At 43.2% G+C, this 14,700-nt stretch carries 12 protein-coding genes and 1 tRNA gene; 5 read left to right on the top strand and 8 right to left on the bottom strand.

Annotated elements, in window-relative coordinates; translation table 11 throughout:
- Positions 1-57: 57 nt before the first annotated feature.
- Both ACSW3C_RS15990 and ACSW3C_RS15985 read right to left on the bottom strand, forming a co-directional pair.
- A complete protein-coding gene (locus tag ACSW3C_RS15990) occupies positions 58-1,548 on the bottom strand; it encodes a UDP-N-acetylmuramoyl-L-alanyl-D-glutamate--2,6-diaminopimelate ligase (RefSeq protein ID WP_486563796.1) in 1,491 nt (496 codons plus the stop codon).
- 14 nt (positions 1,549-1,562) lie between these two features.
- Positions 1,563-2,615, bottom strand: coding sequence for a M42 family metallopeptidase (locus ACSW3C_RS15985; RefSeq protein WP_486563872.1), 1,053 nt, complete (start codon positions 2,613-2,615; stop codon positions 1,563-1,565).
- Between the two features lie 90 nt (positions 2,616-2,705).
- Between ACSW3C_RS15985 and ACSW3C_RS15980 the strand changes: the two genes are divergently transcribed.
- Entirely contained in the window at positions 2,706-4,298 is a 1,593-nt protein-coding gene (locus ACSW3C_RS15980; protein WP_486563794.1) for an ATP-binding protein, read from the top strand.
- A 220-nt stretch (positions 4,299-4,518) separates the two neighbouring features.
- Here the strand turns inward: ACSW3C_RS15980 and ACSW3C_RS15975 are convergent, their stop codons facing one another.
- Positions 4,519-5,901, bottom strand: coding sequence for an aldehyde dehydrogenase (locus tag ACSW3C_RS15975; protein WP_486563793.1), 1,383 nt, complete (start codon positions 5,899-5,901; stop codon positions 4,519-4,521).
- 390 nt (positions 5,902-6,291) lie between these two features.
- On the opposite strand from ACSW3C_RS15975, the gene ACSW3C_RS15970 reads away from it, so the two are divergent.
- Positions 6,292-6,444 carry a hypothetical protein gene (locus ACSW3C_RS15970; RefSeq protein ID WP_486563792.1) on the top strand — a complete coding sequence of 51 codons (153 nt, stop codon included), beginning with the start codon at positions 6,292-6,294 and terminating at the stop codon, positions 6,442-6,444.
- 125 nt (positions 6,445-6,569) lie between these two features.
- Here the strand turns inward: ACSW3C_RS15970 and ACSW3C_RS15965 are convergent, their stop codons facing one another.
- The gene (locus tag ACSW3C_RS15965) at positions 6,570-8,465 is read right to left on the bottom strand and encodes an endonuclease MutS2 (protein WP_486563790.1); all 1,896 of its coding nucleotides are present in this window, start codon (positions 8,463-8,465) and stop codon (positions 6,570-6,572) included.
- 521 nt (positions 8,466-8,986) lie between these two features.
- On the opposite strand from ACSW3C_RS15965, the gene ACSW3C_RS15960 reads away from it, so the two are divergent.
- Positions 8,987-9,059: transfer RNA gene (locus ACSW3C_RS15960), tRNA-Val, on the top strand.
- Between the two features lie 255 nt (positions 9,060-9,314).
- Here ACSW3C_RS15960 and ACSW3C_RS15955 read toward each other — a convergent pair.
- The gene (locus tag ACSW3C_RS15955) at positions 9,315-9,983 is read right to left on the bottom strand and encodes a Type 1 glutamine amidotransferase-like domain-containing protein (protein ID WP_486563789.1); all 669 of its coding nucleotides are present in this window, start codon (positions 9,981-9,983) and stop codon (positions 9,315-9,317) included.
- 251 nt (positions 9,984-10,234) lie between these two features.
- On the bottom strand, positions 10,235-10,744 hold the full coding sequence (locus tag ACSW3C_RS15950; protein ID WP_486563788.1) for a DinB family protein: 510 nt from the start codon (positions 10,742-10,744) through the stop codon (positions 10,235-10,237).
- A gap of 333 nt (positions 10,745-11,077) precedes the next feature.
- On the opposite strand from ACSW3C_RS15950, the gene ACSW3C_RS15945 reads away from it, so the two are divergent.
- Both ACSW3C_RS15945 and ACSW3C_RS15940 read left to right on the top strand, forming a co-directional pair.
- Positions 11,078-11,947 carry a cation diffusion facilitator family transporter gene (locus ACSW3C_RS15945; protein WP_486563786.1) on the top strand — a complete coding sequence of 290 codons (870 nt, stop codon included), beginning with the start codon at positions 11,078-11,080 and terminating at the stop codon, positions 11,945-11,947.
- Positions 11,948-12,014: 67 nt separating this feature from the next.
- Positions 12,015-13,235, top strand: coding sequence for an amidohydrolase (locus ACSW3C_RS15940; protein WP_486563785.1), 1,221 nt, complete (start codon positions 12,015-12,017; stop codon positions 13,233-13,235).
- A 63-nt stretch (positions 13,236-13,298) separates the two neighbouring features.
- On the opposite strand, the gene ACSW3C_RS15935 is transcribed toward ACSW3C_RS15940, so the two are convergent.
- Positions 13,299-13,916: an NUDIX hydrolase gene (locus ACSW3C_RS15935; protein ID WP_486563784.1), complete on the bottom strand. Its 618-nt coding sequence runs from the start codon at positions 13,914-13,916 to the stop codon at positions 13,299-13,301.
- Positions 13,913-14,560, bottom strand: coding sequence for an HAD family hydrolase (locus ACSW3C_RS15930; protein WP_486563782.1), 648 nt, complete (start codon positions 14,558-14,560; stop codon positions 13,913-13,915). The genes ACSW3C_RS15935 and ACSW3C_RS15930 overlap by 4 nt, the downstream gene beginning before the upstream one ends.
- Positions 14,561-14,700: the final 140 nt, after the last annotated feature.

Genomic DNA, 14,700 nt, shown 5'->3' with positions numbered 1-14,700 from the left:
TTAGAATATGCGAAAAAGAAAAGGGACTGCCCTATCGCGGACAGCCCACTCCATTGGTTATTCGCTCAATATCCGGTCGCCGAACTTTTTTTTCGCTTCCTCCAGCGCGATTTCCGCGTCGGAGTGCGGGTATTTTTCATTACCTATGATCTGGAAGTCCTCGTGCCCTTTGCCGGCAAAGATGATCATATCACCTGCATTTGCGACGGCGATGGCGTGTCGCACCGCTTCGGCACGGTCACCGATACATGCATATTGGCTATGTGTCATGCCGGCTTCCAATTCAGATAAAATCGATTCATTCGGCTCATACCGAGGATCGTCCGTCGTCAGAATGACATAGTCAGCTACAGATGCCTTCTCTGCCATAACCGGCCGTTTTTTCCGGTCTCGATTGCCGCCTGTGCCGATAAGGAAGATCAGCTTAGAACCCTCTTTTTTATAAGGCAAAACAGATTGGATCGCTTTCTCAATGGCATCCGGCGAATGTGCATAGTCGACAAACATCGTGATTGGCAAATCGGTTTCGACTTTTTGCATCCGCCCTTTCGCAGGGGAAACGGCAGAAAGATGTACGAGGATTTCTTCCGTTTTCATTCCTTTTGCATACAAAGCCGCAATTGCAGCGAGTGCATTATAGACATTGAATTCGCCGATCAATTTCGTGCTGACTTCATAGATGCCTTCGGGACATGTTAGTGTAAACGATGTTCCGCCCGATTCCATTTGAATATTTGACGCTTTGAACATCGCCTCATTCTGCACACCATAGGTCAAGACGGGATAAGGTGTCATCATACTCATCCGTTCGCTCCACGGATCATCCGCATTGAGTATCGCATATTTGAACTTCTCTAAGTCTTGCCCAAGCTGTGCGAATAAAAGTCCTTTCGCATTTCCGTAGTTTTCCATCGAACCATGGAAATCCAGATGATCGTGGGTTAAATTTGTAAAAATCGCGATATCAAATTCCGTCCCCGCCAGACGCCCTTCCACTAATCCGTGAGAGGAAACTTCCATTGTCATCACTTCGCATCCTTCTTCAGCAGCTTGAGAGATCATCTGCTGCGTCGTGAGGACATCTGTTGTCGTATTATCTGTTTCATAGTGCACGCCATCTAAATTAAAGCCGATCGTTCCCGTGACAGCTGTTTTCACACCAGCTTCCCGCAAAATGGAATGGATCAGATTGCTGACGCTTGTTTTTCCGTTCGTGCCAGTTACACCGATCATCGTCATCCGTTTGGAAGGGAAACCGTAAAATCGAGGGGCAAGCAACGCAATTGCCCGCGCGGTATCCTCCACGTACACGACAGCCACTTTATCCGTATCCACATGTACAGGTTCGGAGGCAATTACAACACGCGCCCCTTGTTCGACGGCCTGCTGAGCGTAGTTATGTCCATTGACCGTGAATCCTTTTATACAGACAAACACTCCTCCAGCACTGACAGCCCGCGAGTTGACCGCAAGATCTGTCACTGCCTGTGGAAGCTGCCCTTCTATTCGTCCAATCGGCACAATTGATAATAAGTGTTCGGTGTTCATGTTATTTCCTCCATTCAGTCTATCATGGCTGCATTTACATAAGCGTGCAACAGCTGCGATGTCGCTTTCAATGAGTCGATATGCGTGCGTTCCATTGCATGCGATGATTCAATGCCTGGGCCGAACAGAGCATGTCTTACGTCGAAACCAGCCCGGATAGCAGCTGAAGCATCTGATCCATAGAAAGGATAGATATCCAGTTTGAATGGAATGCTTCCCTCTTTACATAAAGAAGTCAGTTGCCGGGTCAGCTCATAATGATACGGGCCCGTGGAATCTTTTGCACAAATGGAAACCGTGTATTCATCGGACGTCTGCCCGTCACCGATAGCTCCCATATCAACAGCGATATATTCCACTGTCTCAGGCGGAATATTTGAGTTGCCTCCATAGCCGATCTCTTCATTGTTCGAAATGTAAAAATGGGTTGTGTGAGGCAGATCAGTCCCCTGTTCTTTCAAGCTTCGAACGAGCTCCAACAGCAATGCGGTACTCGCCTTATCATCTAAATGGCGAGATTTGACAAAGCCACTGTTCGTCACTTCAAAACGCGGATCAAACGATACAAAATCCCCGACTTCAATCCCGAGAGAGCGGGTCTCATCTGCCGTCTTCACTTTCTCATCAATCCGGACTTCGATATTATCCGCACTCCGTTTAGCAGTGCCAGCATCTTCGTACACATGGACCGTCGTCTGGTGCATTAATATCGTTCCGGAAATGACTCGCCCACAAGAAGTATGTATTTTGCAGTATTCCCCTTCGACTGCATTCCATCTGAAGCCGCCGATCATTGTCAGTTTCAAACGGCCATTCGATTTAATTTCTTTCACCATAGCACCTAATGTGTCGGTATGAGCCGTCAACAGACGATGGCGAGACGTATCTTTACCTTCCAATGTCGCAATAACTGCCCCTTTGTTCGTTTTCTTGAAGGGAACTTCCATTTTTTCGAATTCAGAAGCGATGAGCTTCATCACTTCGTTTGTATAGCCAGACGGACTTGGGGTTTCTACTAACCGTTTCAATAACGCTACAACACTTTTTTCATCAAAATTCATACGGATCACCTTTTGTCATTTTTTTAAAAAACATACTCCCAATTGATCGAAAATCATGTATGATTATCGGTAATATTATTTCGAGGGGTGCTGAAAGTGGAAACTGATAAGCTGATCCAATCCCACAATAATTTCATTATACTTTTTTTCGCTTCTGTCGTCATCGTTCAACTCTTCGTTCTGCCATTTGCAGATTATAAACTATACTGGGTGTTCGTGCTCGCAGGTTTTCTTTACACGGCTCTATTGCTGATTCTTTGCAGACTTAACGATAGAAGATACGCAACTTGTATTCGCTCTCTGATTCTGTTTGGCGCAAACCTATATGTATTCCTTCTCAATTTCCTATATCCCGATATTCCCTTTTTACTTTACTTGCTTTTCCCAATCATTTTTGCGTTCGTATATAATCACAAGCGAACGACTATCTTTTTAGTTTCACTTACATCATCCCAGCTGGGGATTCTATATTTCCTGTTTCATGATTTATATTCAACTATCGATCACTCTCGTCTCGTCGCCCATTATGTATTCTTACTACTGATGGTACTCGTTCTGACTGTCCTTTTCGTCTTCAGGGTGGGGCCTGAGTGGAAGAGATTATTTGTCGAAAACAGACGGAAAGAAGAACAGTTAACCTCGAAAGATGGATATTTGCATTTATTTTTCGAACATGCCCAAGACGCCATTGCCGTATTCAGTTTAGATTTACGCATCATTACGGTAAACCCTGCGTTCGAAACGATGTATGGCTGGAAAAAAGGCGAGTGCCAAGGAAAAAAGATTCAGCTTTATCCCGACAGTGAATTGCGCGGCGTTGTTTATCGGACTGAACGCGTCAAGCAAGGGGAAAGTTTTCATTTGAGGACAAAGGAAATGCGGAAAGACCAGACATTGTTCGATGCGGAAATGACAATCGCTCCGATCTACAATAATCAGCAAGAAATCATTGCATTTTCCGTCATCGCAAGAGATATTACGGATAAGCTGCAAGCCGAAAAGCTTAAGATGGATGCCATCAAATTAAAGGCCATTGGGGAAATGGCTGCAAGCGTTGCCCATGAAATGAGGAATCCAATGACCTCTGTTTCCGGCTTCATCCAAATGATGAATGATGATCCAGCGAATCCCTACCGTCATTTTACAGAAATCATGGGCGAAGAAATAAAAAGGATTAATTTGATTTCAAGTGAGTTTCTCATCTTCTCCAAGCCAAATATAAAAAAGACAAGCGAATTTGATATTGAACATGCACTACTGGAAGTCATCAATCTCTTTGAAAATGAATTCCAAATGAGGAAGATTAAATGTTCCATTCATCTAGCGGAACATCCAGCTTATATTTTTGGCAATGAAGAAAGTATTAAACAAGTTTTTATCAATATTTTGCGAAATGCCGTAGAAGCACTTTCTGATCGAGGAGTTCTGCAAATTAAGAACCAAATCATAGCTGATCAGCTAAGCATTGAAATCTACGACAACGGATCAGGCATGAATAACGAAGCACTCGAACAACTCTTTGAGCCTTTTTATTCTACGAAAGAGGATAGCTCCGGACTCGGCATGGTCATCACAAAAAAGATTATATATGATCATAAAGGCAGAATCGAAGTTACTAGCGATCCAGGGGCGGGTACCCTCGTATCCTTGACTTTTCCAATCGTCAAAATGAACCCGCTGGCTTGCTAATAAACTCTAAAATAGAGAGAAATTAAAGAGAGTATGGAAACGGTCAGGTTCTCCATACTCTCTTTTTTACGTCTAACAAGTTCTTTTTGCGGCCAACTCTTTTCGGTTAACGAACCGCCGTCTCGGAGTTGTCGCCACGACAAATACCCGTAATGCTCTACTGTCTTATAAACTAGAAAGCTTTTATTCTATTACTATTTCTCGGCTTTTTCTTTTTCTTTTACTTTAAAAGCCGCTTTAGCAGGGATAATTTATTGCCGTAAGGCGGGAAACCAAACCGGACAGAAATGGCAGTGCTTTTATGCATCAAGGATTTTGCATGCGTGAATGTGTCAAAGCTAGCTTTTCCGTGATAAGCATTCATGCCGGATGGACCGACCCCACCAAATGGCAAGTGCAGATTAGCAACATGGCTGATCGTGTCATTGACACACCCGCCACCAAACGGCAATTGTTCTGCAAAATAATCCGCCGCTTTCTTATTTTCAGTGAACATATAGGCTGCCAACGGTTTCGGCAACTGACGAATCCTATGAATTAAGGAACCTAGATGTTCATATGGCAAGATGGGAAGAATCGGCCCGAAAATTTCCTCTTCCATAATCGGGTCTTCCCAAGTGACGCCAGCCAGCAGCGTCGGTTCCATATATAGCTCTTCCCGATCCACATGTCCTCCGAACACAACATTTGAACGATGGCCTTGCAAAAAATTTTCAAGCCGGTCAAAGTGATTCTCATGAATGATTCTGCCGTAATCCGGACTTTGAGAGGCATCCTTTCCATAAAACCGGAAAATAGCCTTTTTCAGCTCCATCACAAAGGCATCGTGTACGGATTCATGAACCACAACGTAGTCAGGTGCGACACAAGTTTGTCCATTGTTCAGGAATTTCCCCCAAACGATGCGCTCCGCCGCTTTATCCAGCTTGGCAGTCTGATCGACGATGGCCGGACTCTTCCCACCAAGCTCCAGTGCAAATGGTGTTAGCCGCTCTGCAGCCGCCTTCATCACAATCTTGCCGACCCGGGCGCTTCCAGTGAAAAACAGGTAATCAAAAGGACCGTGAAGCAGGGCTGATGTTTCACGCACACCGCCTTCCACTACATATATATATTCTGATGGAAAGGTTTCCGCAAGGATTTTTTGGACAACTCCCCCTGTATGCGGGGCATTTTCAGAAGGCTTTACAACTATGCAGTTGCCTCCTGCTATTGCACCAATCAAAGGTTCCATTACAAGCTGGAACGGATAATTAAATGGACCAATAATTAATACGGAACCATACGGCTCACGAATGACACTACTTTGAGCAGGTTGCAAATGGAGCGGTGTTTTAACAGGTTCCGGCTCCATCCAGTCATCCAGGTTTTTCATCATATACGAAATGCTGTCCAAAATAAAACCAATTTCCGTCATATACCCTTCAAAAGGACCTTTATGCAAGTCTTTCCATAAGGCGTCGAGGATATCACTTTCATATCGCATGATAGCACCACGCAGTCGGTCAAGCATCTCTTTTCGAAACGATGCTGGCCTGGTCGCACCGGAATAGTAAAAATTTCGTTGCTTCTCGATAATCTGTTCGACATGTATGGCTTCCAATGAGTTCCCTCCTCTTACTCGTTATCGCCATCATAGCCGGAAACTCAATTTCATGCAAAAAATAATAAACCGAGACAGAATGTCAATATAGCAAAAGGACTGAATTTTAGTTCCGCTAATTTCCGACCAATTACGCAGTTTGGCGAAATGACTCGAAACATATACTTGTATTAAGAAAAAAGATCACCACAGATTAAAACGTTTACGAATGACAAGCACGTCCTATTGTGAACCGGCGTCCCCTTTTGAAGAATAGCATGTGAGCCGACACCTTCTCGGGATAGGCCTAATGATTCTTTTTGCGTCCTTTGTGTTTGGGTGAGAAGTTTTTCAGGGTAAAGAATAACCACATAAACGAAAACGATTCAACACGAAATGGAGGAAAAGGACATGACGACAACAGAAACTTGGTGGGAAACGATTTTTGAAGGAAATCTTTCATTGGGACTCAACAAGGAGCGCATCGCAGACCTTGAAGGAGAAACCTTCCTCTACTTTAACGACGGCAACGTTATAACCGAACACGAAAATATGACACATTGAAATTCCTAAGCATACGAAAACAAAGATGTAAATCGTCAGAAATGCCACGATTCCTTGCCAGTCAGGCAAATGGAAACGTTGCGATCTCTGACGATTTTTATTGCCTAGGCTGCTTCTTAATGGAGTTAACGGTCACGCGATTCCTTTTGCAGCTTCTTCAACGCCTTTTTCGAACCTCTCGCCAAATCATGCTCCATTTTGCGTTCCTCATAGGAAGTAAACAGCGTTTGCAAATCGTAAGACGGTGGGTACAATTCCGTTGCTGGAATTTCCAAAGCAACGCGCTTTACATTCACTTCCATAAACTCTCCCTCATTAAAGACCACGACATTGTTAAATTGATTCCGCTCTTGATAAATGATCCCGCTTTCTCCAGACTCCAATAGCTTTACTTTGTCACCAATGGCATACTCGTATACCAATTCGCTTTCTTGTTTCAGGAGTCGTGGTTTTCGGATCTTTTCACTTCGCACTTTCGCAAAATCATATTCTTTTTCATTCATATATCGTTTTGCCTTCGTGATCACCTTATCATGCAGCTCCATTTTCCTCGCAATCCACAAAGCATTGCTTTCTCCCGACATTCCGATTAAGAGCTGATACGTCGGTTCCAATGTTTCATTTTTAAATTGCATTGCTGCATTCATAAAGTCATCATGTTGCTCCGAGAACCGTTTGATCTCTCCGTAATGCGTCGTGGCGACTACAATGCATCCCATTTGATAAAATTCTTCCAGCGATGCAATGGCAAGAGCTGCTCCTTCGTTCGGTTCAGTGCCACTTCCAATTTCGTCGAAAAGCAGCAATGTTCGATGGTCAGCCACACGCATGATATCCGAAATATTTTTCATATGGGACGAGAATGTGCTGAGGGCATTCTCCATGCTTTGATTATCCCCAATATCAACAAAGATCTGATGAAACAGGGAAATCTCTGTCTCGGTCGTACCACTAATATGGAGGCCGGCCATCGTGGCCAGTGTTAACAGTCCAAACGTTTTTAAGACGACCGTTTTTCCGCCTGCATTCGGTCCGGTAATAATCAAGCCTCGATATGAATCACCAATTTCAAAATTTAAAGGAACGGCGTGGCTGCCGAGCAAAGGATGTTTACAGTCGACTAACTTGCTGTAGCCATGTTCATTGACACGTGGCGCGATTCCTTCCATCTGCTTACTGAGCTTCCCTTTCGCAAAGGCGAAATCGTATTGTCCAATCAATTCAATATTTACTTTAATCGCTTGTAAATGTTCTGCTACAAGCCCTGTCAGCGTAGCCAAAAGCTGATATTCTTCAACCGCTTCCTCAACCCGCTGAATCGACAGCTCATTCGTTAACTTGGCAACGACTGCCGGCTCAATAAATACAGTAGAACCTTTTGAAGATTGCTCGATAATGACTCCCTCTATTTGATGTTTGTAGGTAGCTTTAATTGGTATCGTATAATGATCGTCTTTTTGGCTAATAAAGAATTCCTGGATCATCTCTTTATTGGCTGGATTCCGCAAAAACTTCTGAAGCCGTTCTTGAATCTTCCCCTTCGTCGTTTCCATCGCTTTCCGAATTCGGCCCAGCTGACGACTGGCAGTGGAAGCTACTTGATTGTTCACGATAATTGATGCGATTTCATTTTCCACTTGCAGGAGCTCAGTCATGGATTGTGAATAACTGCTTAACGTCGGAGCATAAAACGATTTCTCCTGCATAAACTGTTTAATTTTCCGGCATCCCCGCAAAAAATCAGCAATTCCTGTGAAATCAGCCGGCTCCAGCATCATGCCCTTTTCAAGTTTAGATAACGTTCGATGTACAGCGGCGACTCCCGCCATCGGCAGATGGGTATCCATATCAACGAGTGTTCTGGCTTCCGATGTTTCGCGCAGCCTCTCCTCGACAATCTTCAACTGGCTGCTCGGCTCAAGTCGCTCGACCAGCTGCTGCCCCAATTCACTGGAACAGCATTCTTTTAATCGTTCCTTCAACTCATTCCATTGCAATTTCTCATATGTCATTTCATTCATTCGGCATGCTCCTCATTTTGTAATAAATGAAGATACCCATTCAACTGATTTTATTGGAGGATGAATGGGAACGATCCGCTGGAGAAATCATACTACAGCAAGAGAACCGCCCCAAAATAAAAAAGCAGCGGGATACCCGACTGCTCGAAGTTCGAATTATAAAGATGCAGAAAAACCGTTAGCTGAGACTAACGACAAGACCGGAACCCTTATAAAGCGATGTAGGTATCTTCATAGGTTGGCGAAATAATGCAACACAAAGAAACGGCAGGATAATTTCCTCCTACACGAAACTCAGGTTGAGCTATTTCATTCAGTTCATCCTATTTCGATCCTACTTCACTCATAAAAAGAGCACCTCTCTTTGTTCCAATCAAAACCAATCTCCTTTTATTGTATGGCAGACCTTCGATCACTGTCAACAATGACTGAAAATATTTATTTTTTAACAGGCGCTTGCAACAACCTAGCGAGCATGCTAATATAATAAATGTGTTCGAGAGAACATTCCTAGCAAAACCGATTCCGTAGCTCAGCTGGGAGAGCGCTACCTTGACAGGGTAGAGGTCGCTGGTTCGAGCCCAGTCGGAATCATTGGGTGCCAAACCCTTGGAAGTATTGTCGGAACAACGATACTTCTCCGAAACAGTCTTATTAGGCCGGATGCCTAGGGGCTGTTTTTTTGTGGTTTTTTACCTTTTGTCCGCTGATTTTCTCCTCTACTATCTTCACACTCCTCTTTATAATGCCCGTTTCATTCCCCACGGAGTAGATTTGTTGGATCTTCCCCTTAAGCCAGCCTCTTGTTAAACCAAAGCACCTGTTTGTTAAACTCAGTTTTATAAGATATCAAGTTGAAAGGAGTTTCCAAAGACCTTCGGATACAACTTCTACAGTTCCTTCGACTACTTTGATTGCGGTTTGATCGTCAATCGCGTACGCAGGTCCCTGCATACTGGATGCCCATTTCTCTGCGGCAGCAAGGGTGTTTCCCGGCAACAGCTCGTGATTCAGGTGCGGAAAGATTGAAAAGTCAACGAGGCTCAGTGTTTCATCACCACCGCCTGGTGGAGTCCAGCCAACAAAATATTCCCCTATGTTAGGGGTCATCACCATGCTCCCGGCACTCATTCCCACATAGACTGAGTTCAGTGACGGAATAAGGTCTGATAGCCCGGATTGACGCATCCAGTGACATAGGTAGAGGGCGTCGCCACCTGACACCAGCAATACATCTGTCTCCTGAACCACGGGTACCCAGCGGTTTTCGTCTATACTTGGAAGCGCTGTGAGCTCCAAGATGCCGATGGATTTCCAACCGAGGTTCACCATGGGATTTTCTTCTTTCCCACTGATGAACTCCCAGGCTTTGACGCCAGGTCCAACCCATGGATGTCCATACATCGCAGTGGGGATGCACAAAGCGTTTGAGTCAGCAATCGGCTTGCCCAGCATGTCAACAAGTTCATCGTGTATGCTTTTGTTTATGACGCCTCCAGATGTAAGCAGAAATTTCATAACTTCACTCCTTCCCATAGTTTGTACTGACAAGCTATGACCTTTCGGTATAAATGGTAATACAAGATTAATTATTAAGGATTACAACGGTATAAGTTGCTGGTTGGAGCCCAGTATGAATCCTTTAGCGCCAAATCCACAGGAAGGTTGTCGGAACAACAACCTTCTCCGAAGATCGTCTTATTTAGCCGAATGTCTAGGGGCTGTTTTTTTGAGGTTTTAAACTGAATGTCCATTAATAAACAAAGTTCTTAATTTGCATCCAGTTGTGTTTTAATATCTTTTATTTGTTCAATGTGACGCTTTTCATGCAAATAGATGACTTCAATCCATTGATCCAAAGGCAATTCACCGAAAGCCGGATGCTTCACTGATTTTTTTGTCAAGATAGATTCATCGTCAATCGTGCTAAGAAAAGCCACCAATTTTTCTCTAGAACGATTCAGCAAATCAATTATTTGTTCAACATTAAATGGATCGTTATCGGGTTCAACTATTTTTGGAGCTCTAATCTTTCTCGTCCTATCTAATAGGAGACCAATTTTTTGACGTTCCTTCTGAGTACTATTTTCCTCCTTAAGTCCCCAGGCAATCGCCTTAATTGTGACCGATTCTACTAACACTAAATGATGACATACTTGCGCAATACTCCAACTATTCAAATCAGGTTTACGATTAAATTGATCACCACTTAAATAGGTTATTTCTTTCATTAAATCATTTCTTGTCTCTTCGAAACTATCACTTATTAATTTCTGCATCCTATGTTCCCCCTTTCACTCCTAAACATATTTCAACACGAAGTGGTAAAGCACCTTTATTAATGGCTTAATAATTCTAACTGACAATGGATCAGCTCCTTAATCAACTAGCTAGATTAGCAAACTATAATTGTCACCCTACCTCATACATGCTATTGTTAAAGAACGCCTTAACGAAGTGAGTGATTCTATTGATACGAATAACGCCAACCGGATTTCATATATTTTTCAATTTCTCACCCTCGACTGTAATCAGTCGAGGGTTTTTTGTTGCTTACAGGAAAGAATGTTTCCTCAGGGAATTATCTATGATATCGAAAGGAGGTGAAGGAGTTGGAAGACCTTAAATATAAAAACTTAAAATTAGGAGAACGCGGAGCCATCATAAGTATCATTGCTTATATATGCCTCTCCATCATTAAACTCATTGTAGGATATTGGAGTGATTCTGCTGCTTTACGAGCGGATGGTTTAAATAACACGACGGATATAATTGCATCGGTTGCCGTTCTGATTGGATTGCGGATTTCACAAAAGCCAGCAGATCAAGATCATGGCTATGGGCATTGGAAAAGTGAAACGATCGCTTCAATGGTTGCATCCTTCATCATGCTGGCGGTTGGGATTCAAGTATTAAACGAGGCAATCATGACTACCTTCCAAGGCGTCAAAGAGCCTCCTCATCTAGGAGCAGCTGTTACAGGTGTTTTTTCAGCAATCGTTATGTACTTCGTCTATCGATATAACAAAAAACTAGCCACGCGAATAAATAGCAAGGCGGTCATGGCGGCTGCGAAAGATAATATTTCCGACGCTTGGGTCAGTATAGGGACAGCGATAGGCATCTTTGCTTCACAATTTAACATGGGTTGGCTGGATACCGTGACCGCCATCATTGTCGGTCTGTTGATTTGTAAAACGGCCTGGGATATTTTCAAATCCGCTTCTCATGAGCTCTCAGATGGTTTTGATGTGGACAAAATTAACCTATATGAAAAGATCATTAAAGAAGTCGACGGAGTTATATCCGTTAAAGAGATGAAAGGCAGATTTTACGGAAATAACGAAGTGCTTGACGCAGTCATCCTGGTTGATGCCTCCTTAACTATTGAGGAAGCTCACGAAATTGCCACTCGAGTGGAGTCACTATTAATCAATGATCATGGCGTATACGATGTCCATATACATGTCGAACCAGATTAAATAGTAGGTTAATAAGACTTTTCTAGTTTATAATACGAAAAAATGAAGATAGAAAGCAGGGAGCCAATTGAATTCATCCTACTGGTTAACAAATGTTCTGTTAGAAAACGGGTACCATTTTGAGAATGAAGTGATCACAGGAACCCAAACCGACACCTTCCACCTCCTGATTGAAGATGGGAAGATCGCTAAAATAGTTTCTTCCGATACGTCAATAGATGATAAGTTGCCGAGAAAGAATGCAGGAAACCTTTTGGCTCTGCCATCTTTTAAAGAAATGCATGTGCATTTGGACAAAACACTGCTGGGTGACCAATGGAGGTCCGTCACACCTGCAGCCAATATATTTGAGCGGTTTGAGATTGAAAAACGGGTTCTCCCTACGTTGCCAACGACAACGAAAGAAAGAGCAAAAGTGCTAATTGAAACACTGATGAAAGCGGGTTCTACACATATCCGAACTCATGTGGACCTTTATCCTGAAGTGGGGCTTGACAACCTGTATGCTGTCCAGGAGGCATTATCCGATTATGAAGGCATGCTCTCCCACGAAATCGTCGCCTTCCCGCAACACGGATTGCTTCTGTCAAACAGTCAGGATTTAGTGAGGCAAGCCGTTCGTCAAGGTGCCACATTAGTGGGAGGGGTCGATCCAGCAACTGTTGACGGTGATATGGAAAAGTCCTTGCAAGAAATGATGGAAATTGCCGTTGAAGGAAATGTCGATATAGATTTACACTTACACGATCCTGGTCAACTGGGATTGGCTACTATTAAAAGACTTGCCAAGTTAACGGAGGAGGCAGGATGGCAGGACCGCGTGACGGTTAGCCACGCATTCGCATTAGGAGATATGGCCGGAAGAGAAGCAGATGACATGGCTCAAATGCTTTCAGATCTTGGAATTTCAATCATCACGAGCGTGCCTATTGGAAGAGTTATTCCTCCAGTGAATTTTCTACATGAAAAAGGGGTACAAGTCGGAGTTGCCTGTGACAATATTTTCGATTCTTGGTCTCCGTTCGGAAATGGCGATATCCTGGAACGCGCCGGCCGGTTCGCAGAATTGTCCGGCCGAGTGACGGAGCGCAAACTAGGTGAAACGATTGGTTTTATTACTGGCGGCATTACTCCATTGAACGAAGCAGGAAAACGACTGTGGCCCCAAGTTGGTGATGAAGCGAATATCGTCTTAGCAGAAGCAAGTTGCTCTGCAGAAGCAGTCGCAAGACGAGCTAAACGAAAAGCGGTGTTTTACAAGGGGAATCTTGTGGCGGGATCGCTTTAATCAGGAAAACTCTTCTTGAAAGCCCGATTAGATAAAAATCCTAATCGGGCTTTTTCCTCTCAATTAATCAAATATCGTTTCTTTCGAAGGATCCCTTAAAAACTCAAACATCTTCTTAATCTGACATTCCGTATTTCGATTAGCTGATACTCTAGGTAATTGATCTTCCTCGAAAAAGCCGATACTGCTTGTCTCCCCGCTAGCACTGGCTTCTCCGCCAATCAGCTCGCATAAGATAAATATTTTATAATAGTGATAGGCTTCCGGAGGATGAGGATGTTTATTCTTATCAAACAAAGCCAATAGTCTTACAGGAACTACATCGTAGCCGGACTCTTCCTTTATTTCTTTCAATACATTTTCAGAGGGTGACAATCCGATATCGCAAAAACCACCAGGCAATGCCCACTTGTCATCCGCTTTTTCTTTAACCATTAAAATCCGTCCGTCTTTAAAAACGACTCCGCGCACATCGTTTTTGGGTGTTTGATAACCTTCTTCATTTGTAAAAAGTTCTCTAATCTTCTCTATTTCTAAATCAGTATGTGCCGCCATCATCTCTACACTTATCTCGCGTAATTCTTCATAGCGCTCGATATCATACATGTCTTTGGAAAAAGCCAGTCCTGACTGTGCGATCGCTTGAATTCGTTTTGTCCACTCCAACCATAGATGATTCATTTGCCAACTCTCTCCTTTACCAAACAGTGGAATTCCTTAACATTCGATAACACGGAATTGGGCTTTTCACCAAATGAACCAATTTGCTCTTTCGCCAGCCAACTCACTCTAATAGTAGTAATACCAGCTTTCTTGCCTGCAATAATATCAGCATCGGTATCTCCAATAAAAACAGTATCTATTTTATCTACCTTCAACAGGTTTACTGCTTTCAGTAGCCCCTCCGGATCAGGTTTAGGCTTTACTACATCATCACCGGTAACGATAACATCGAACATCCCCTCCATATTCAATGCCTTTAAAGAGATATCTAAACTTCTTCGCGCTTTTCCCGTGAAAATACCTATTTTGATATGTAACGTTTTTAGTAACAATAAAAGTTCGATTATCTCTTTGTTCTCCAGTACTAGCTCATTATGATATTCGGAATAAATTTGGTAAAAGTGTTCGATCGCATCTTCTTTCGCAGGATGTAACAGCTGTTGCTGAATAATGCCAATTTCAGATGGTCCAAACATCTCTTCAACTTGTTGCGTAGTTAGTTTTCTTTTATCGAACACCTCAAAAACCCTTTGAAAAGAATAAAAACAGATTGGCAACGTATCGGCTAACGTTCCGTCAAAATCAAATATGACAGCTTTCATTCCTACTCCCTCCCTCATATGTCAGCCTGCCAGCAACACATCTCAGGAAGCGGCAAACTTTTCTGAATCAACCTTACATAAGATTGTACTATTTCCTTAGAAGAATTGGTAATTTTAGTAGGAATTATTAATTCTCAAAA

This window comes from Sporosarcina sp. AD_1 (genome assembly GCF_057373025.1).
Note: the sequence above shows the minus strand (reverse complement) of the source record. Positions and strands in the feature narration are given on the sequence as shown.